15 protein-coding genes are annotated in these 17,203 nt (G+C 71.8%); 4 read left to right on the top strand and 11 right to left on the bottom strand.

Annotated elements, in window-relative coordinates:
- Positions 1-29: 29 nt before the first annotated feature.
- The gene (locus tag ACWEV3_RS07265) at positions 30-863 is read right to left on the bottom strand and encodes a class I SAM-dependent methyltransferase (RefSeq protein WP_452613033.1); all 834 of its coding nucleotides are present in this window, start codon (positions 861-863) and stop codon (positions 30-32) included.
- Between the two features lie 13 nt (positions 864-876).
- The gene (locus tag ACWEV3_RS07270; protein ID WP_452613034.1) at positions 877-1,698 is read right to left on the bottom strand and encodes a class I SAM-dependent methyltransferase; all 822 of its coding nucleotides are present in this window, start codon (positions 1,696-1,698) and stop codon (positions 877-879) included.
- 66 nt (positions 1,699-1,764) lie between these two features.
- Between ACWEV3_RS07270 and ACWEV3_RS07275 the strand changes: the two genes are divergently transcribed.
- Positions 1,765-2,397 (top strand): TetR/AcrR family transcriptional regulator, encoded by a 633-nt coding sequence (locus ACWEV3_RS07275; RefSeq protein WP_452613035.1) that lies wholly within the window; start codon positions 1,765-1,767, stop codon positions 2,395-2,397.
- A 73-nt stretch (positions 2,398-2,470) separates the two neighbouring features.
- Here ACWEV3_RS07275 and ACWEV3_RS07280 read toward each other — a convergent pair whose 3' ends face one another.
- The gene (locus ACWEV3_RS07280; protein WP_452613036.1) at positions 2,471-3,727 is read right to left on the bottom strand and encodes an amidohydrolase; all 1,257 of its coding nucleotides are present in this window, start codon (positions 3,725-3,727) and stop codon (positions 2,471-2,473) included.
- Positions 3,728-3,744: 17 nt separating this feature from the next.
- On the bottom strand, positions 3,745-5,268 hold the full coding sequence (locus tag ACWEV3_RS07285) for an AbgT family transporter (RefSeq protein ID WP_452613037.1): 1,524 nt from the start codon (positions 5,266-5,268) through the stop codon (positions 3,745-3,747).
- 117 nt (positions 5,269-5,385) lie between these two features.
- On the opposite strand from ACWEV3_RS07285, the gene ACWEV3_RS07290 reads away from it, so the two are divergent.
- Positions 5,386-6,411, top strand: coding sequence for an Lrp/AsnC family transcriptional regulator (locus ACWEV3_RS07290; protein WP_452613038.1), 1,026 nt, complete (start codon positions 5,386-5,388; stop codon positions 6,409-6,411).
- Positions 6,412-6,423: 12 nt separating this feature from the next.
- Here ACWEV3_RS07290 and ACWEV3_RS07295 read toward each other — a convergent pair whose 3' ends face one another.
- Positions 6,424-7,122, bottom strand: a complete 699-nt coding sequence (locus tag ACWEV3_RS07295; protein WP_452613039.1) for a FadR/GntR family transcriptional regulator — start codon at positions 7,120-7,122, stop codon at positions 6,424-6,426.
- Positions 7,123-7,279: 157 nt separating this feature from the next.
- Here ACWEV3_RS07295 and ACWEV3_RS07300 point away from each other — a divergent pair, with 157 nt between their 5' ends.
- Positions 7,280-8,131 carry a MurR/RpiR family transcriptional regulator gene (locus tag ACWEV3_RS07300; RefSeq protein ID WP_452613040.1) on the top strand — a complete coding sequence of 284 codons (852 nt, stop codon included), beginning with the start codon at positions 7,280-7,282 and terminating at the stop codon, positions 8,129-8,131.
- A 38-nt stretch (positions 8,132-8,169) separates the two neighbouring features.
- On the opposite strand, the gene ACWEV3_RS07305 is transcribed toward ACWEV3_RS07300, so the two are convergent.
- Genes ACWEV3_RS07305 through ACWEV3_RS07320 form a run of 4 tightly spaced genes read right to left on the bottom strand, consistent with a single transcriptional unit; the run spans position 8,170 to position 13,136 of the window.
- Positions 8,170-9,300 (bottom strand): M20 metallopeptidase family protein, encoded by a 1,131-nt coding sequence (locus ACWEV3_RS07305; protein WP_452613041.1) that lies wholly within the window; start codon positions 9,298-9,300, stop codon positions 8,170-8,172.
- A complete protein-coding gene (locus ACWEV3_RS07310) occupies positions 9,297-10,430 on the bottom strand; it encodes an amidohydrolase family protein (protein ID WP_452613042.1) in 1,134 nt (377 codons plus the stop codon). The genes ACWEV3_RS07305 and ACWEV3_RS07310 overlap by 4 nt, the downstream gene beginning before the upstream one ends.
- Complete coding sequence (locus ACWEV3_RS07315) at positions 10,420-11,697, bottom strand: glutamine synthetase family protein (protein WP_452613043.1); 1,278 nt, start codon at positions 11,695-11,697, stop codon at positions 10,420-10,422. The genes ACWEV3_RS07310 and ACWEV3_RS07315 overlap by 11 nt, the downstream gene beginning before the upstream one ends.
- Positions 11,694-13,136, bottom strand: coding sequence for an APC family permease (locus ACWEV3_RS07320; protein ID WP_452613044.1), 1,443 nt, complete (start codon positions 13,134-13,136; stop codon positions 11,694-11,696). Before ACWEV3_RS07320 ends, ACWEV3_RS07315 begins: the two co-directional genes overlap by 4 nt.
- 576 nt (positions 13,137-13,712) lie before the next feature.
- Here ACWEV3_RS07320 and ACWEV3_RS07325 point away from each other — a divergent pair.
- A complete protein-coding gene (locus ACWEV3_RS07325) occupies positions 13,713-14,741 on the top strand; it encodes an MBL fold metallo-hydrolase (protein ID WP_452613045.1) in 1,029 nt (342 codons plus the stop codon).
- Here ACWEV3_RS07325 and ACWEV3_RS07330 read toward each other — a convergent pair.
- Together ACWEV3_RS07330 and ACWEV3_RS07335 are read right to left on the bottom strand one after the other, a co-directional pair.
- Positions 14,726-15,970: an MFS transporter gene (locus tag ACWEV3_RS07330; protein ID WP_452613046.1), complete on the bottom strand. Its 1,245-nt coding sequence runs from the start codon at positions 15,968-15,970 to the stop codon at positions 14,726-14,728. The genes ACWEV3_RS07325 and ACWEV3_RS07330 overlap by 16 nt on opposite strands.
- A gap of 147 nt (positions 15,971-16,117) precedes the next feature.
- The gene (locus ACWEV3_RS07335; RefSeq protein WP_452613047.1) at positions 16,118-17,074 is read right to left on the bottom strand and encodes a LysR family transcriptional regulator; all 957 of its coding nucleotides are present in this window, start codon (positions 17,072-17,074) and stop codon (positions 16,118-16,120) included.
- Positions 17,075-17,203 lie beyond the last annotated feature (129 nt).

A 17,203-nucleotide genomic window follows, 5' to 3' on the forward strand; every position in this document is an offset into this window, starting at 1 on the left:
AAGGCTGCTCGTCGAGTTGGGCCGGGATCTCACCGGGTGGCGGTGACTTCCCATGCCGTGCCGCGCAGTCGGACTCCGTTGGGCCGCTGGTGCTGTTGCATCGCCGCCGTGAGGGCGGCGCGGGCTCGTTCGGTGGCGGCCGGATCGGCGTTGCGGACCATCGCCTGGATGGGGCCCCATTCGAAGAGGAAATCGGCCGCGTCCGCCGCGTCGCGGCCCCACGTTTGCGGTGCGTCGACCGGGATCGCGGTCACGTCGGAGAAGCCCGCACCGGTCAGCACTTCGCGGATGCGTTTCGGATCGGCCAGCGACATCGGACCGGGGGTGTGCGGGGCGGCAGGCTCCGGTGCCGGTAAGTGCTCCGCCGCTGCGTCCAGCACCGCCCCGAGGTCGTTGCCGCTTCGATCCCGCAGGCATACGAAGGCCAGGCGTCCGCCCGGTCGTAGGGCGCGGCGGATGTTGGCGAATGCTGCGACCGGGTCGGCGAAGAACATCACTCCGAACCTGCTTATGGCCACGTCGAATTCGCCGTCCTGGAACGGGTGGACCTGGGCGTCGCCCTGTACGAACGACACATTGGCGATGCCCTCCCGGGTCGCGGTGTTCCGTGCTCGTTGCAGCATCGGTGCCGAGAGATCGAGCCCGACCGCGTGTGCTGCTCGTGCTGCCGCCAGGCGGGTCGTTTGGCCGTTGCCGCAGCCGATGTCGAGCACTCGGTCCTGCTCTCCCATGTTCGCGGCGTTCAGCAGGGGCTCGTTGAAGCCGCTGTTCACCGCGTCGTAGCGGTCTTGGTGTTCGGCCCAGTGCTCGCCTTCGTAGCCGTTCCACGCTTCGGCTTGGCCGGTGTTCACGATGGAATTCACGATTTCTCCTCGATCAGCTGGTAGCCCGGACGAGCCAGACCGTGCCGCGGACCTGGACTCCCCGCGGGGTTTCGTACGGCTCGAATCCGGCGCGCACCTCGTCCCGAATCCTGTCCACAGTGGATTTGTCAACGTCCTGCAGGTTGAACTGGACCGGGCCCAGCGAGCACACGAACTCGGCGGCGTCGGCCGCATTCGCGCCCAGCGTCTCGGTGGCTTCGGTCCGGTCGATGGTGATGTCGCCGAACCCGGCTTCGGTGAGCACCTCGCGGATGCGGTCCGGGGCGACCAGGGACATCATGCCGCGCGCCGCCGGGGACGGACCGCGGAGGAACTGGGCCAGGGCCGCGGTCGCGCGGGCGTAGTCGCCTTCCGGGTCGGGGGCGGTCGGGGTGATGAACGCCAGCCGCCCGCCCGGTCGGAGGCTGCGGCGGATGTTGGCGAATCCGGCGACCGGGTCGGCGAAGAACATCACGCCGCCCCGGCTGATGGCGACGTCGAACTCGCCGGCCGGGAACGGGTGGACCTGGGCGTCGCCCTGCACGAACTCGATGTTCCGGATGCCCGTCGCGTCGGCGCGGGCGCGGGCCAGCATGGGGGCCGAGATGTCCACGCCGACGGCTCGTGCCGCGAGTCCGGCCGCCAGTCGCGTGGTGTGCCCGGTTCCGCATCCGACGTCGAGGACCTGGTGGGCCTCGCCGATCTCGGCGGCGGCGAACAGCGGGCCGTTGAAGTCGTCGAGCATCCCGTCGTAGCGGCTGGAGTTCTCCGCCCAGAGCTCGCCTTCCCAGCCGTTCCATGCCTCGGCCTGCTGGGTGTTGGCCACGGATCGCATCGATGGCTCCTTCCGAATTAGCTAGAGTTCAACTCTAGAGAACGACTCTAGTTATAGACTCCGGTCATGAGTTCGGTCAACAAGGGCGGCAAGCGGGCCGAGAAGGCCAGGCAGACGCGGCTGCGGATGCTGCAGGCCGCCGGGGAGCTGTTCGTCGAGCGCGGTTACGGCGCGACGCCGCTGCAGGACATCGCCGACCGGGCCGGCGTCGCGGTGCAGACCATCTACTTCACCTTCCGCAACAAGCGGAACCTGCTGAAGGAGGTCGTGGACACGGCCATCGCGGGCGACGACGAGCCGATCGCGACGATGGACCGGCCGTGGTTCCGAGAGGCCCTCGAAGCCGAGACCGCGGAGGCCCAGCTGCGGGCGCACGTCGCGGGTACGCGGCCGATCATGGAGCGGGTCGCGGCCATCGCCGAGGTGCTGCGCATCGCCGCCGCGACCGAACCCGAGGTCACCGAGCTGTGGCCGCAGGGACCCGACCCGCGCTACACCGTCCAGGCCGCCGCTGCCGCCGCCCTCGTCGCCAAGCCGGGAGCGCGCGCCGACGTGACTGCGGAACAGGCCGCCGACGTGTTGTTCGGGCTGCTCAGCCCCGAGCTCTACCTGCTCGTGGTGCGCGATCGCGGCTGGAAGCCGGAGCAGTGGGAGCAGTGGGTTTTCGAGCTCCTGCGCGCGCAGCTCTGCGGGAGCTGATGTTCGCCGGGTGCCGCAATTTCAATGGAAATCGGACCTTCGATTTCCATTGAAATTGCGGGCGTTCACCCGATCAGCGGCGGATGAGGCGTTCCAGGACGTCGAGGGCGACCGGCATCGCCGACTCGTCGATGTCGAACAGCGGGTTGTGGTGCGGCGCCGTGTTCCCGCCGCCGACCGTCATGTAGGTCGCGATGCCGCCTGCGCGCTGGACCTCGCGGGCGAACAGGCTGGCGTCGTCGCTGCCGCCCATCTGCTTGAACCCGTCGGTGGTTCCGGCGTCGGGGAGCTCCGCCGCGATCCGGTCGATGGCTTCCACCAGCTCCGCGTCGCAGTCCATAGTGGCCGATCCGCCGGTTTCGACCACGTCCACGCCGACCCCGTGCATCGCGCCCGAGCCGCGCAGGGTGGTCTTGATGCGCTCGGTCAGGTCGGAGCTGACGTCGGAGTCCGTGGACCGGGCTTCCAGCGTCATTTCCGCCCAGGACGGCACGATGTTGACGTTGTCGCCGCCGTGCAGCGTGCCCACGTTGATCCGGGTGTCCGCGGTGGAGTACCGCGGCAGCGCCATCACGTTGAGCAGCGCGCTCGCCGCCGTGACCAGCGCGTTCGCGCCCTGCTCCGGCGCTCCCGCGGCGTGCGCGGCCGTGCCGGTGAACCTGGCGCGCATCTTGGTGGTCGCGAGCAGGCCCTGGATCCCGCCGCTGACCTTCCCCGCCGGCTCGTCGAGCCCGAGGTGCACCGCGACGAACCTGTCGATGCCTTCGGTCGCCCCGGCGGCGATCATCGACGCGGCCCCGCGGCCGCCCTCTTCGGCGGGCTGGAACAGGAACCGGACCGTGCCCGCGAAGTCGTTGTCCGCGACCAATCGGCTCGCCAGGCCGAGGCCGATGGCGGTGTGGCTGTCGTGCGCGCAGGCGTGCATCGCGCCGTAGTCGCAGCGGAATCCCCCTGCCGCCGGGGCGTGTTCCGGGCTGTCGGACTCCGCCAGCGGCAGGGCGTCCATGTCGAACCGCAGGCCCCACACCGGACCCGGCCGGTTGCCCTCGACCTCGGCGATCACCGCCGTGCCGAACTCGGCGGCGTGCTCGACGCCCGCGGCGTCGGCACCGGTGTTCACGGCCCGCTCCGCGAACAGCTCGCGCCGCTCGGCGGTCGGGTAGTCGACCACGGTGTCCGCCCGCATCGCGGCCCGGCCGGTCAGCGGCTCCAGGCCCAGCGCCCGCAGCCGCGACGCGACGATGCTGGACGTGCGGATCTCCAGGAACGCGGGCTCGGCGTACCGGTGGAAGTCGCGCCGCAGCGCCACGAGCTCGTCGAACTGCATCATCTCTCCTTTGTAGACGGTCACAGCCGGATGCCGGCGCCAGGCCCCACCGGCAGGTCGAAGAAGTAGAACACCGCGAGGATCAGCAGCCACACCGCGAAGAACGGCAGCACGAAGACGCTCAACCGGGCCAGCAGGGTGCCCAGCTGCGTCTCCGGCTGGTACTTCCGGTTCACGCTCAGCAGGATGTAGACGTAGGCGTTGAGCGGGCTGACCGCCTGCGTGGTCGAGTCGCCGATCCGGTACGCGGCCTGGATGAACGCCGGGTCGTAGCCGAGGATGGTGAACGCCGGGATCATCACCGGCGCCAGCAGCGACCACAGCGCCGAGCCCGAGGTGACGAACAGGTTCGCCACCGTCGCCAGCAGCACCATCACGATGATCGCCGGGAAGCCCGTCAGGTTCGCGGCCCGCAGCCCGTCGGCGGCGCCGACGGCGATCAGCGTGCCCAGGTTCGACCAGGTGAACAGGGCGATGAACTGCGCCGCGACGAAGATGAACACGATGTAGCCGGCCATGTCCTTGACCGTCTCGGTCATCATCCGCGGCACGTCCGCGCGCTCGGCGACGGTGCCCGCGGTGCGCCCGTAGACCAGCCCGGCCAGCAGGAAGGCGATGATGATCAGCGGGACGATGCTCTCCAGGAACGGCGAGGGCACCAGCGCGCCGCCGTCGCCGCGCAGGAAGCTGCCGGGCAGCAGCCAGGTGCCGAACGCCAGCACGACGTAGCCGGCGAGCACCGCGAACGCCCGCCACACGCCCTTGCGCTGCCGCGCGGTCAGTTCCGCCACCTGCTCGCCGTCGGGATCGGTCCACGGCCCGAGCCGCGGCTCCAGCACCCGGTCGATCAGGAACCCGCCGACCAGCGGGAGCAGCAGGCCCGCGGTCGCGGCGAAGAAGTAGTTCATCGCGATGTGGGTGTGCACCTCGGTGGCCAGCGGCGCGATCTGCAGCGCCTTGCGGGTGATGCCCTCCAGCAGCCCGTCCAGCGAACCGACCAGGATGCCGCCCGCGTAACCCGTTGCGCCGCAGGCGAAAGCGCCGATCAGGCCGGCCACCGGGTGCCGCCCGGCGGCCTTGAACATCAGCGCCGCCAGCGGCGGGATGACGATCAGCGACGGATCGGACATCACGTGCGCCTGGCACGCCACGAACGCCACCACGTAGGGCAGCAGCCAGCGCGGCGCGCGGCCGAAGACGAGCGTGACCGCGGCGGTCAGGAACCCGGTCCGCTCGGCGAATCCGACGACGAGCATCATCGCCAGCACCGTGCCCAGCGGCGGGAAGCCGATGAAGTTGTCCACGAAGTTCGTCAGGAACCACACCAGGCCCTCGGTGCTGAGCACCGCGCGCACCGGGATCGGCTCGGGCTTGCCCGGCACCTCGACGGTGACGCCGAACGCCGCCACCGCGGTGGAGATCACCGCCAGTGCGGTCAGCAGGTAGACGAACAGGAAGAACGGCTCGGGAATCCGGCTGCCGAGCCGTTCGATCCCGGCGAAGACCCGATCCAGTCGGGTGGGCCGGGTACGCGCTGTGTCCATGTGATCTCCGGGCGCAGTCGAACTCGTCGCGGGCTCGAACCCGCAGTGGGGCAAGGGTGGACAAGCCGTCAGCCGCGCTGCTTGGATTGCCGGAAACGGTCACATGAAGGTTCGTGCATGCAAGATTCGTCCAACCTCGACGAGCTGGACCTGGCCCTGGTCAACGCCGTGCAGATCGCCCCGCGCGGCTCCTGGCAGGTGCTGGGCGCGGTGCTCGGCGTCGACCCGAGCACGGTGGCGCGCCGGTGGCAGCGGATCACCGAGCAAGGCCTGGTGTGGATGACCGCGTACGCGCGGCTGACCGCGCCGTCGGCGCACGTGCTCGGCTGCGTGGAGATCGACTGCCTGCCGGCCGAGCGGGACGGGCTGGCGATGCTGCTCGCGCGGCTGCCGCAGGTCGTTTCGGTGCACCACGTCGGCAGCGGGCGGGACCTGTTCGTGATCATCAACGCGCGGAGCCTGCCCGCGTTGTCCCGGTTCGTGCTGGACGAGCTCAGCCACCATCCCGGCGTCCGGCGCACCAGCGTGCACACGGCCACCACGGTCTACGGCGAGGGCGCGCATTGGCGGCTGAACGCGCTCACCCCCGCACAGCGCGCCGAGCTGGCGGAGCACGCGCCGCCGCGCGCCCGCCAGGGCGTGCTGACCGAGCAGGACCGCGACCTGATCGTCGCGCTGAGCGTCGACGGCCGTCGTTCCGTGGCGGAGCTCGCCGAGCTGACCGGCACCAGCGTGTCCACCGCGCGGCGGCGGCTGGTGCGGCTCGTGGACCACGGCCTGGTGTCGATCCGCTGCGAGGTCGCGCAGAGCCTCACCGGCTGGCCGATCTCGGCGATCTTCTGGGCGAACGTGCCGCCTGACGAGCTGGCCGCGGTGGGCCGGACGTTGGCGACGCTGCCGGAGATCCGGTTCTGCGCGGCGGTGACGGGACGGCACAACCTGGTGATGATCGTCTGGCTGCGGTCACCGGAGGATAGCCAGCACCTGGAGGAACGCCTGGCGGCCCGCCTGCCGTCGCTGTCCCTGGCGGAGCGCGCGATCACCCTGCACCAGCTGAAGCGCCAGTCCCGGCTGCTGGACGACCTCGGCCGCAGCACCGAGGTGGTCCCCACCGACCCCTGGTCCGACCTCCACCTCGCCTGAAACCGCGGAGCGTCAGGGGCGCTTGTCGATCACGTGGGTGCGGAGGTCTTCGGAGGTCTGCGCGAGGTGGTCGATCATCGCCTGCCTGGCCGTCGCCGGATCTCCCGCCTCCAGCGCGTGCAGGATCTTGGTGTGGTGCTCGATCGCGTTGGCGCGGATCTCGCGGACGGACGAGGTCTCCCGCCGGCCCTCCACCAGCAGCCGCCCGAACGGCTCGAACATCAGCGGGATGAACGCGTTCCCCGTCGCCTGCATCACGGTGTTGTGGAAGGCGATGTCGGCCGCGACGAACAGCTCCACGTCGTCGGTGTCGGCGGCGGACTGCATGTCCTGCAGCTGTTCGCGCAGCTGCGCCAGGTCGGCCGCGGTCCGCTTGACGGCGGCGAGCTCGGCGGCCCCGACCTCCAGCAGCCGGCGCGCGTCGATCAGGCTCTCCGACACCACCCGGCTCGACCGGGGCGCCGTGGCGGCCCGGATCATCGGATCCAGCGCGGTCCACTGCGCGGGCGGGTTCACGTAGGTTCCGCGACCCCGCTGGATGCGCACGACGTTCTGCACCCGGAGGGCCTTGACGGCCTCGCGGACGGTCAGCCGGCTCACCGAGAACTGCTCGGCGAGCTCGCTCTCGGACGGCAGCGCGACCCCGGGCGGGTGGGTGCCGTCGATGATCGCCCCGAGCAGCCGCTCGGCGAGCTCTTCCGGCAGCGACACCCGGACCCCCTCGCGCGACATCAGATGCCCAGAACCCAGCGACCTTAAACGTCCTGTCCGCGCCCGGTCAAGTCCGCGGTCCACTGAGGACCGCCCGCGACCGCCGGATGGGTATAGTCCGATGTGGTGGGGTTTCGCGGACTTGGTGGGGTTCTTCATGAGTGGTCGAGCTCCCGTGGTGGAGTTGCTCCGGCAGCAGCAGGACACCGCCACCGCCGGGGAGCGGAAGGTCTGCCGGTTGTTGCTGGCCGACTACCCGCTCGCCGGGCTGGAGCCGGTGGCCCGGCTGGCGGCCCGGGCCGGGGTCAGCGCCCCGACCGTGCTCCGGCTGGTCGGCAAGCTGGGTTTCGTCGGGTACCCGGAGTTCCAGCAGGCGCTCAAGGACGAGCTGGGCGAGCGGCTGTCCTCGCCGCTGGACATGTACGCCAGGACCGCGGGCCGGGGCGGCGATCACGCCCTCGACCGGTCGGTGGAGACCTTCACGCAGGGCATCCGGTCGAGCCTGGAGGCGGTGCCCGCCGCCGAGGTGGACGCGGCGGTGGCCCTGCTCGCCGACGCGCGCCGCCCGGTGACGACCATCGGCGGCCGCTTCAGCGGGATCCTGGCGCAGTACCTCGCCGGGCACCTCCGCGAGCTGCGGCCGCGCACCTCGCACGTGCCCGAAGGCGGCGGCGACCGCGCAGCCGCGCTGCTCGACATGGGTCGCCGCGACGTGGTGGTGGCGTTCGACTACCGGCGGTACGAGAAGGCGACCATCCGGTTCGGCGACCTCGCCAAGAAGCAGGGCGCGGCGCTGATCCTGTTCACCGACCCGTGGCTGTCGCCGCTGGCGAGCTCGGCCGACATCGTGCTGCCCGCCAGCGTGCAGGCGCCGTCCCCGTTCGACTCCCTGGTCCCAGCCCTCGCCCTGGTCGAGGCGGTGGTGGCGGCGCTGGTCGACGAGCTCGGCGACGAACCGCGCAAGCGTCTGGCCCGCTACGACGACCTGGCCGACGACGTCGCGGAGTAGCGTTTCCGCTGTTAGCGGCCCTGACCCGGGGGGTGGCGTCAGGTGGCGGCGAGGTAGCCCGCGAGCATGGCGTGGGCGACGTCGCGGATCCGGTCGTCCGGCGGGAGGAACGTGGGGGAGTGGAGCTGTTCCGCGCCGCCGTGGGTGCCGACGAACATCATCAGGGACGGGAGCAGCTCGGAGAAGTAGGAGAAGTCGTCCGATCCGGCCGAGCGCAGGTCGTCGGAGACCCGCAGGCCCAGCTCGCCGAGCAGCGGGGCGGTCGCCTCCACCAGCTCCGCGTCGTTGTCCAGGACCGGCTCGCCGTGCACGAAGTCGACCTCGGCGCAGCAGCCGTGCGCGCGGGCGGTCAGGTCGGCGACCTCGACCAGTCTCTTGTGGACGTCCGTGCGATCGGCGGTCGTCATCGCGCGCACCGTGCCGCGCGCAACGGCTTGCCCCGGAACGACGTTCGCGGCCGTGCCCGCCGACAGGGTCGTCACGCTGAGCACGACCGACGCCATCGGGTCGATGGTCCGGCTGATCATGCTCTGCAGCGCGACGATCACGTGCGCGAGCGCCATCACCGGGTCGCGCGTGCGGTGCGGGTACGCGGCGTGCCCGCCCTCGCCGCGCACGGTCAGCGTGAACTCATCCGATGAGCCGTTGACCACGCCCGGCGTGCACGCCACCGTCCCTGCGGGCAGCAGCGGCTGCACGTGCGCACCGATCACCGAACGGCACTGCTCTGCTTGCAGGACACCGCTTTCCGCGATCTCCGCCGCCCCCGAAGGGTAGGTCTCCTCGCGCGGTTGCAGCACCGCGAGCAGCGGCGCCGGGCCACCGACCTCGTCGACGGCGCGCGCCAGCGCGATCAACGCGGCGAGGTGCACGTCGTGGCCGCACGCGTGCATCGCACCCGGATGCCGCGATGCCCAGTCGACGCCGGTCCGCTCGGTGATCGCGAGCGCGTCGAGCTCCGCTCGCACTGCGACGGCCGGGCCCTCGCCGCCGATCCGCACGACCGCGGCGGTGTCGCCGATCCTGGTCACCGCTCCCGGCAGGTTCGCCAGCGCCAGGTCCAGGGTGGGGCCCTCGGCGCCGGACACGCACGGCCGGGCGTGGATCTGGTGGCGGATGTCCACTGCGGACTCCAGCTGTCGCTCCAGCTCCGCCAGCAGCCGCTTCACCGCTGGTCCAGCCGGTAGACGCGGCGCGCGTTGTCCTGGCCGATCATGCGGAACACCCGGATCGCGTCCGGCTCGGACCACTCGCCGGCCTCGACCCACTCCGACAGCGCCTTGAGCATTCCCCGCCGCCACAGCAACGCGCCGAGGTGGTGCAGTTCCGGCGGGCCCCAGGCGTCGGAGGAGAACAGGATCTTCGCGAACGGCGCGAGCTCCAGCGACTCGGCGACCACCGCTGCGGAGCGGACGCCGCTGTAGTTCACCCCGAGCCCCACGTCGAAGTACACGTGCGGGAACACCTGGGCCAGGTATCCGGCGTTGCGGTGGAACGGGTAGCAGTGCAACAGCATCAGGTCGACACCGGAGGGCTCGACCAGCTTGATGAACCGCGTCAGCAGCAGCGGGTCGCAGCGGTGCAACTCGACGTCGGGGTCGCCGTACCCGGCGTGCAGCTGCAACGGCAGGCCCCGGTCGACGCCTGACCACAGCAGGAAGCGCAGCAGCACCGGATCGTCGACCCGCGTGGAGCCGGACCGCAGCCAATTGCCAGCGGCCGCAACGACTTCCGCCTCCGACGGGCGCTGCGGATCGAAGTCGAAGCCGTAGCGGTAGGCGACGATGCTCTTGAGCCCGACCGCATCGACCGTGCGCTCCGCGAGCACCTCCGGGAACCGCGACGGCAGCTCGGCCGCGCCCACTCCGCTGCGCGCGAGGTCCTCCAGCACCGCCTCCAGGCGCACCACCTCGTCGGCCGGGACGCCGGAGGCCGACGCCATTCCGCCGGGGGAGAGGATCTCGTCGCCCTTGTAGCCGGTTTCGACCAGGTAGTGCCCGATGCCGCTGGCCGCCAGCAGCCGCCGGGTGACCTCCTCGGCACCGAGCTCTTCCCGCCGCGCCACGTAGTCGGCCGCGTCGGCGTGCGCGAGCAGGCCGAGGACCGGGGCGCACCAGCGGCGGATGGCGAAGCCCAGCTGCGAGTCGAACTGGGTCATCCACGCCGGCACCGGCCGGTCGGATTCGGTGAGCATCAGTTCCAGCGCCGGGCGGTCCACCTCACCGGCCAGCGCGCCGTGCACGTGGTGGTCCACCAGCGGCAGGCCGTCGACGGCCGCCGCGAGGTCCTCAGTAGACATCCGCGATCCTCCGGGTGCGTTCCGCGTCGTCGAGTCCGTCGAGGTGCGCGAGTTCGGTGCGCTTCACCGAGAGCTGCGTGGCCAGCAGCTTCGGGTCGAACCACGATCGCACCACATCATCGGATTCCAGTGCTTTCAGCGCCGATTCGAGCGAGTCGGGCAGCGCGGGCACCCCGGCGAGATCGGCCTCGGTGGCGTCCTCCGGCCACACCACCGGCTCGTCGTGGTCCGAGGCCAGGCCCGCCAGCCCGGCCCGGATCAGCACGCCGAGCGCGAGCCACGGGTTGGCGGTGGCGTCGGCGGCCCGGAACTCCAGGTTGAACTGCGCCGCCGGGTCGGGCCCGGAGGTCGGGCAGATCCGCAGCATCGCCTCGCGGTTGCGCTCGGCGAGGAACGCGCCGCCGACGCTCCACCGGTGCGGGGTCAGCCGCAGGAACGACACCGGGCTCGGCGCGGTCCAGGCGGTCAGCGCCGCCGCGTGCCGCAGGACACCCGCCGCGAACCGGCTGCCCACTGTGGACAGCCGGCCGGGCCGTCCGGCGTCGAAGAACACCGGGCGGCCATCGGCGTCGCGCAGGCTCAGGTGGATGTGCACGCCGTTGCCGACCCCGGCCGGATCCAGCAGTGGCGCGAAGCTCGCGCCGAGCCCGCGCCGCCGGGCCAGGTCTCGGACGAGCTCCTTGAGCAGCACCGCGCGATCCGCCGCGACCAGCGCGGAATCCGGGTGCAGGGTGATCTCGAACTGCCCGTCGCCGTACTCGGGCAGCCACGTCTCGGGGCGCAGCCCGGCGTCCGCCAGCAGCCGCACCAGGTCCGAGCCGAACGGCTCGGCGGTCCGGAACCGGTGCAGCGAGAACGGCGCCGAAGCGGGCAGCCCCGAGAGCACGAACTCGTGCTCGAACGACGCGACGACCTCGAATCCGGTGCGGGCGCGCAGTTCGTCCACCGCGTCGCGCAGGAACGTGCGCGGGCAGCACGGCCAGGGACTGCCGTCGGGCAGCGTCTGGTCGGCCAGGTAGAGCCGCAGGCCCGGCTGCTCGCCGTCGGCCGGGATGTCGATGCCGGTGGCGGGGTCGGGCCGCAGCCGCAGGTCGCCCTGCGAGCCGAAGACGTTGTCCGGGGCGATCGGGCCGAACGCTGACACCGCCAGGTCGGCGGGCACCCAGCCGACGCCGCTGCGCAGCACCGCGTCGTGCTCGGTGGCCGGCACCGACCGGCCGCGGGTCAGCCCGGCGAGATCGCAGGTGGCGACGAAAACGGTGGTCACAGCGTGCCCCTCTCGGCCTGCGGTTCCTGGGCGGCGAGTTCGGCGGTCAGCCGCTCGCCGATGCGCTGGGCCAGCCCGGGGGCGGCCAGCAGCACGACGGCACCGGCGAGGCACCAGGCCCCGGCGATCCACGGGAAGTAGGAGAACGGCGCGGGTTGACCGGCCGACTGCGTGAAGATCACGAAGCCGAGGTAGGCGATGCCCGCGACCGGCAGCACGATCTCGTACTTGGGGATCGAGGCGCGGCCGGAGAGCGTGAACGCGATGACCCCGGCCCCGGCGACGGCGTAGGCGACCAGGATGCACAGCACGCCGATGGTCGCGAACCAGTAGTACGCGTCGAACGCGGAAACCCCGAACCCGGCGACGATCGCCACCAGGATCGCCGCCACCGCGCACACGAACGCCAAGGCGGCGGTCGGCGCGCCGGTGCGCGGGCTGGTCCGGGCCAGCCGGGCGGGGCCGAAGCCGTCACGGGCCAGGGCGTAGACCAGCCGCGCGGCGGCGGCCGACGACGACAGCGCGGAGGCGAACGCCGACGCCACCGCGGTGAAGGCGATGACCAGCGCGAACCAGGCCCCGACGTACTGCTCGGACAGCGTCGCGAGGGCGGCCTCGGAGCCGGCGAACTCCGCGACGCCGGCCTCGTCGGTGCCGAACCCGATGGTCTGGGCGAACATCACGAAGACGTACAGCACGCCCGTCAGCAGCACGCTGCCGACCAGCGCCCGCGGGATGTTGCGGCGCGGGTTGTCGGTTTCCTCGCCCAGCGACGCGCACGCCTCGAAGCCCGCCCAGGACACGAACGCGAACACGGTCGCGGTCATGACCGCGCCGAGCGTCGTTCCCTGCGCGGTGAAGACCGACAGGTCGAGGGTCTGCCCGCGCGGGGCCGAGCCGCCCGCCACCCGGCCGATGACCACGAACGCCAGCACCGCCATCGCGACGATGCCGACGCCTTCGACGATCAGCAGGGTGCGCGCGGTGATGCGGGTGTCGCGCGAGTTGAGCAGGCCGACCGCGACGGCGGCGAGCAGGGCCACGACCAGCCACGGCTTCGCGGCCGGGATCCCCAGCGCCTGCAGGAAGGCGTGCGCGAAGACGCCGGTCGCGGCGAGCGTGCAGGTCAGGAAGAAGAGGTAGGTGCCAAGCAGGGCGAAGCCGCCGAAGAACCCGGCGCGCGGCCCGATCGTCGCCCCGGCCAGGGCGTAGACCGAACCGGCGTGGTTGAAGTGCTGCGTGAGCCGCCAGAACCCGTAGCCGACCAGGGCGACGCCGATCAGCCCGAGGACGAAGACGAGCGGCACGGCCTTCCCGGCGGTGGCCGCGACGCCCGCGCCGTTGAGGCCCATCGCGAGGGTCGGGCCCATCAGGCCCACGGACAGGGCCAGGGCTTCCCACAGGCGCAGCTTGCGCGGGGCGCGGGTTCGATCAGGCAACGGCTGCTCCAGCTGGCGGAGAACGGCGGAGCCACCGGCAGGCGACCCATCGGCACAGAATGAAACATCCATTCCATATCGACAGTCAACATCCCATTCTGGAACGAACATGCCACGCTTTGCGTCGGCCGGATGGCGCCGGCGCCGACGGCCTCCGGGGCGGGTGATCCGCCCGGCGAGGCGTTTGCCCTGGTAGATGCCCGTGCGTACTTTCTGCTGCTATGGCGACACGAAGTGCACACGGGCCCGTGACCAGCCGAAACGTCATGTCCTGCCGGATGTTCGCGGATCGGTGATCGGTCGAACGTGATGAACGCCACGATTCGGCGCCGTCCCGCGTGGCAGGTGTCCTGTGTGGACGATCTGGTCGGCGGTCCGCCGGGCCGTTCGCGTGGCTAAATTTCCCAGCTCGGCCGCGATTCCCGCGCCCATCGGCACCCGGCGGCGGTCGGACGCGGCGGCCGGGCGGGGCCGGAATCGGGCGCCGCGATGTCGTCACAGGCGTACTGACTGGTTGGTATGGGTGTGGTACTCCTGATGGACCGCCCAGGTGGGGGCGCGCTTGGAGGTGTGGTCATGGGCGACTCGCGGCACGAGTGGATCGAGCCGGGCGCGTACGAAGTCGCGCCGGGCGTGCACCGGATCCCGCTGCCCCTTCCCAACGACGGCCTGCGCGCCGTGAACGTCTACGCGATCGCCGACGGCGACACGCTGACGCTCGTCGACGGCGGCTGGGCGCTGGACGAGGCGCGCGAGCAGCTCGCCGCCGCGCTGCGCCAGATCGGCGCCGGGCTCGGCGACATCAACCGGTTCCTGGTCACCCACGCGCACCGCGACCACTACACGCAGGCGGTGGCGCTGCGGCGGGAGTTCGGCTCCAAGGTGCTGCTGGGCGAGGACGAGCACCACACCATCGACGTCCTGAAGGATCCCGGGCACCGGCCGCTGGCCAAGCAGATCGAGCTGCTCGCCGAATGCGGCGCGAAGCCGGTGCGCGACGCGGTCATCGCCGCCCGCGACGACGGTCCGCGTGGCCCGCACTTCTGGGAAGACCCCGACGAGTGGATCGGCGAGTCCACCGACATCACGCTCGCCGACCGGCCGCTGCGCGCGCTGGCCACGCCCGGCCACACCCGCGGCCACCTGGTCTTCATCGACGACGCCGCCGGGCTGATGTTCGCCGGCGACCACGTGCTGCCGCACATCACGCCGTCGATCGGGTTCGAGCAGGCCCCCACCGAGACCCCGCTGCGCGACTACCTGGCGTCGCTGCGGCTCGTCCGCGCGCTGCCCGACATGCGGCTGCTGCCCGCGCACGGCCCGGCCACCGACAGCGTTCACCAGCGCGTCGACGAACTGCTCGACCACCACGACTCCCGCCTCGACGCGATGGCGGCCGTCGTGGTGAACGGCGCGAGCACCGCGTACGAGGCGGCGCGGGCGCTGACCTGGACCCGCCGCGAGCGCAGCTTCGACGAGCTCGGCGACCCCTTCAACCAGATGATGGCGGTGCTGGAAACCGCCGCCCACCTGGACGTGCTGAGCCTGCAGGGCAAGCTCGTGAAGGAGGAGGTCGAAGGGGTCGTGCACTACTCCGCGGCCTGACCGATGCGGATCAGGAACGGCACCACGCACACGGCGAGCACGCCGCCGCCGATGGCCAGCGCGCTGTAGCTCGTCGAGGCCATCACGAGCCCGCTGGAGAGCCCGGCCGTCGCGCCGGCCAGCGAGACCGCGAGGTCGACCCGACCCTGGATGCGGGCCCGGTTCGCGAGCGGGGCGGCGTCGGTGACCATCGCGGTCCCGCCCAGCAGGCCGAGGTTCCAGCCGAGCCCGAGCAGGCCCAGGCCGATCGCGAGCCCGGCGACGGAGTGCTCCGGGGCGAATGCCGCGACGAGCCCGGCGGCCAGCAGCACGACGCCGCCGGCGGCGATCACCGCTCGCCGGCCGAACTTGTCGGCGAGCGCGCCGGTCAGCGGCGACGGCAGGTACATGCACGCGATGTGCACGGCGATCACCAAGCCGGTCTCGGCGAGCCCGTGACCGTGGTCGCGCATGTGGATCGGGGTCATGGTCATCACCGCCACCATGACCAGCTGGGTCAGCACCATCGCCCCCGCGCCGAGCGCCAGGCCGCCGCGCGGCCCGTTCCCGCCGGGCCGCGCCGGGCCGGAATCCTGTTGGGCGGCGAGCTCTCGCGCGGTCAGCAGCGGGTCCGGCCGGAGCATCGCGGTCAGCAGCACGGCCGCCGCGCCGTAGGCGACGGCGGAGAGCAGGAACGGCCCGGACAACGCAGGCAGGCCAACGGATTCTGCCGCTGAGCCGGTGACTTCCGTGAGGTTCGGGCCGAGCACCGTGCCGCCGGTGGTCGCCAGCAGCACGATGCTCAGGGCGCGCCCGCGGTGCGCGGGATCTGCCAGATCCGCCCCCGCGTAGCGGGCCTGCAGGTTCGTCGCCGTGCCCGCGCCGTAGGGCAGGAACGCGATCAGCAGCAGGACGGCGTTGTCCAGCAGGATCGCCGCCACGATCCCGAGCGCCCCGAGCGCGCCGATGGCGTAGCCGGCCGAAAGGCCGCGGCGGCGGCCGCCGCGCTGCGACAACCGGCCGATCAGCAGTGCGGCGGCGGCTGCGCCGAGGGTGAACAGCGCGCTGGTGATCCCGGCCCAGCGCTTGGATTCGAGCATGTCCTCGGCCAGCAGCGCCCCGACGACCACGCCGGAGGACAGCCCGGCACCGGCCAGGACCTGCGAGCAGATCAGCGCGCGGATGGTCCGGCGCTGCACGAGCCGCCGGGTCCGGGTGGCATCGGAGTTCACCGCATCGTCGACGGTCACGCCCCGCTCACCGGCCGGTTCGGGAAGTGGCCGGACACCGCGGAATTCCGCGCGAGGGAGATGAGGAGCGAGGCGCAATCATGCACATTGTCTACCTCTCGCGGTTGCGCCGGGGCAACCTTCGGCCATGTGAGCGGGAATTCCGGCTCAGAGCACCGGGTGCATCTCGGGATGGGCCTGCCACCACTGGTGGAACAGCGGATTGTCCGCGACGTGCAGCAGGTAGGCGTGGGCGATCTCCCGGTAGAGCAGGCCCGCCTGCTCCCGGGTGATGCGGTCCGGTCGCCAGGCCACCACCAGCCGCGCGACCAGCGGATCTCCTTCCAAGGGCAGGACGACGGTGCCGGGCGGCGCGGCGAACGTGGGCTCCACCACGCGGATCCCGTGGCCGTTGGCGACCAGCTCGCGGCCGCCGCCGCTGGGCGCCTCGAAGCGGATCCGGGGCTCGAAACCGGCTTCCAGGCACGCGGCGCGGAGCGCGGCCAGCGAGCCGTCGTCGGCGCCGGGCGGACCGATCCACGCCTCGTCGCGCAGGTCGCCCAGCCGCACCTGTTCGCGGCCGCCCAACCGGTGGTCGGCGGCCAGCGCGACGAAGCACGGATAGCGCGGGATCAGCACGCGGGTGATGACCGGCCGCTCCAGCGGAACGTCGAAACCCGCCATGATGCCCAGCAGGGCCGCGTCGTGCCGGCCGCTGGTGAGCGAATCCGCCAGCACCGCGGCGGAAGACTCGACGTGCAGCATCACCGAACGCCCCAGCGGGGCGGCCTGGACGCGGTCCACGATGCTCGAAATGCACGCTATGTGGGCACATCCCAGGTGAAGTGGCTCGGTCGACGCCTGCGGCCCGCCCGCGCCGCCGAAGAGGGAATCGACCTCCGACAGCACGATCCGGGCGCGATCGAGGGTCCGCCGCCCGAATTCCGTCGGCACGACGCCGGTCCTGCTCCGGACGAACAGCGCATGGCCCAGCATCCGTTCGATCGCGTGCAGCTGGTTGCTCAGCGCCGGTTGGGTGAGTTCCATCCTGGCGGCGGCGCGCGTGATGCTGCCCGCCTCCGCGATCGCGCAGATCATCCGCAGCTGCCGGATCTCGATCGTCATAGCCGAACTGTATAGCGCCGCTTATGGGGCCAGATGTCCTTCTGATGACAGAATTCCCGCAACGTGCGCACGTTCCAGGAGCCGGGAGACCGGTATCCCGCTCCGCCCCCTTATCGAAATCTTCCTCGC

The sequence above is a fragment of the Saccharopolyspora sp. NPDC003752 genome (assembly GCF_053605825.1).

Excerpts from the sequence above, each read along its gene's own strand:
- ACWEV3_RS07270 (WP_452613034.1), bottom strand. The coding sequence starts at position 1,698 with ATGCGATCCGTGGCCAACACCCAGCAGGCCGAGGCATGGAACGGCTGG.
- ACWEV3_RS07325 (WP_452613045.1), top strand. The coding sequence starts at position 13,713 with ATGGGCGACTCGCGGCACGAGTGGATCGAGCCGGGCGCGTACGAAGTC.
- ACWEV3_RS07280 (WP_452613036.1), bottom strand. The coding sequence starts at position 3,727 with ATGATGCAGTTCGACGAGCTCGTGGCGCTGCGGCGCGACTTCCACCGG.
- ACWEV3_RS07335 (WP_452613047.1), bottom strand. The coding sequence starts at position 17,074 with ATGACGATCGAGATCCGGCAGCTGCGGATGATCTGCGCGATCGCGGAG.
- ACWEV3_RS07275 (WP_452613035.1), top strand. The coding sequence starts at position 1,765 with ATGAGTTCGGTCAACAAGGGCGGCAAGCGGGCCGAGAAGGCCAGGCAG.
- ACWEV3_RS07290 (WP_452613038.1), top strand. The coding sequence starts at position 5,386 with ATGCAAGATTCGTCCAACCTCGACGAGCTGGACCTGGCCCTGGTCAAC.
- ACWEV3_RS07300 (WP_452613040.1), top strand. The coding sequence starts at position 7,280 with ATGAGTGGTCGAGCTCCCGTGGTGGAGTTGCTCCGGCAGCAGCAGGAC.
- ACWEV3_RS07285 (WP_452613037.1), bottom strand. The coding sequence starts at position 5,268 with ATGGACACAGCGCGTACCCGGCCCACCCGACTGGATCGGGTCTTCGCC.
- ACWEV3_RS07310 (WP_452613042.1), bottom strand. The coding sequence starts at position 10,430 with ATGTCTACTGAGGACCTCGCGGCGGCCGTCGACGGCCTGCCGCTGGTG.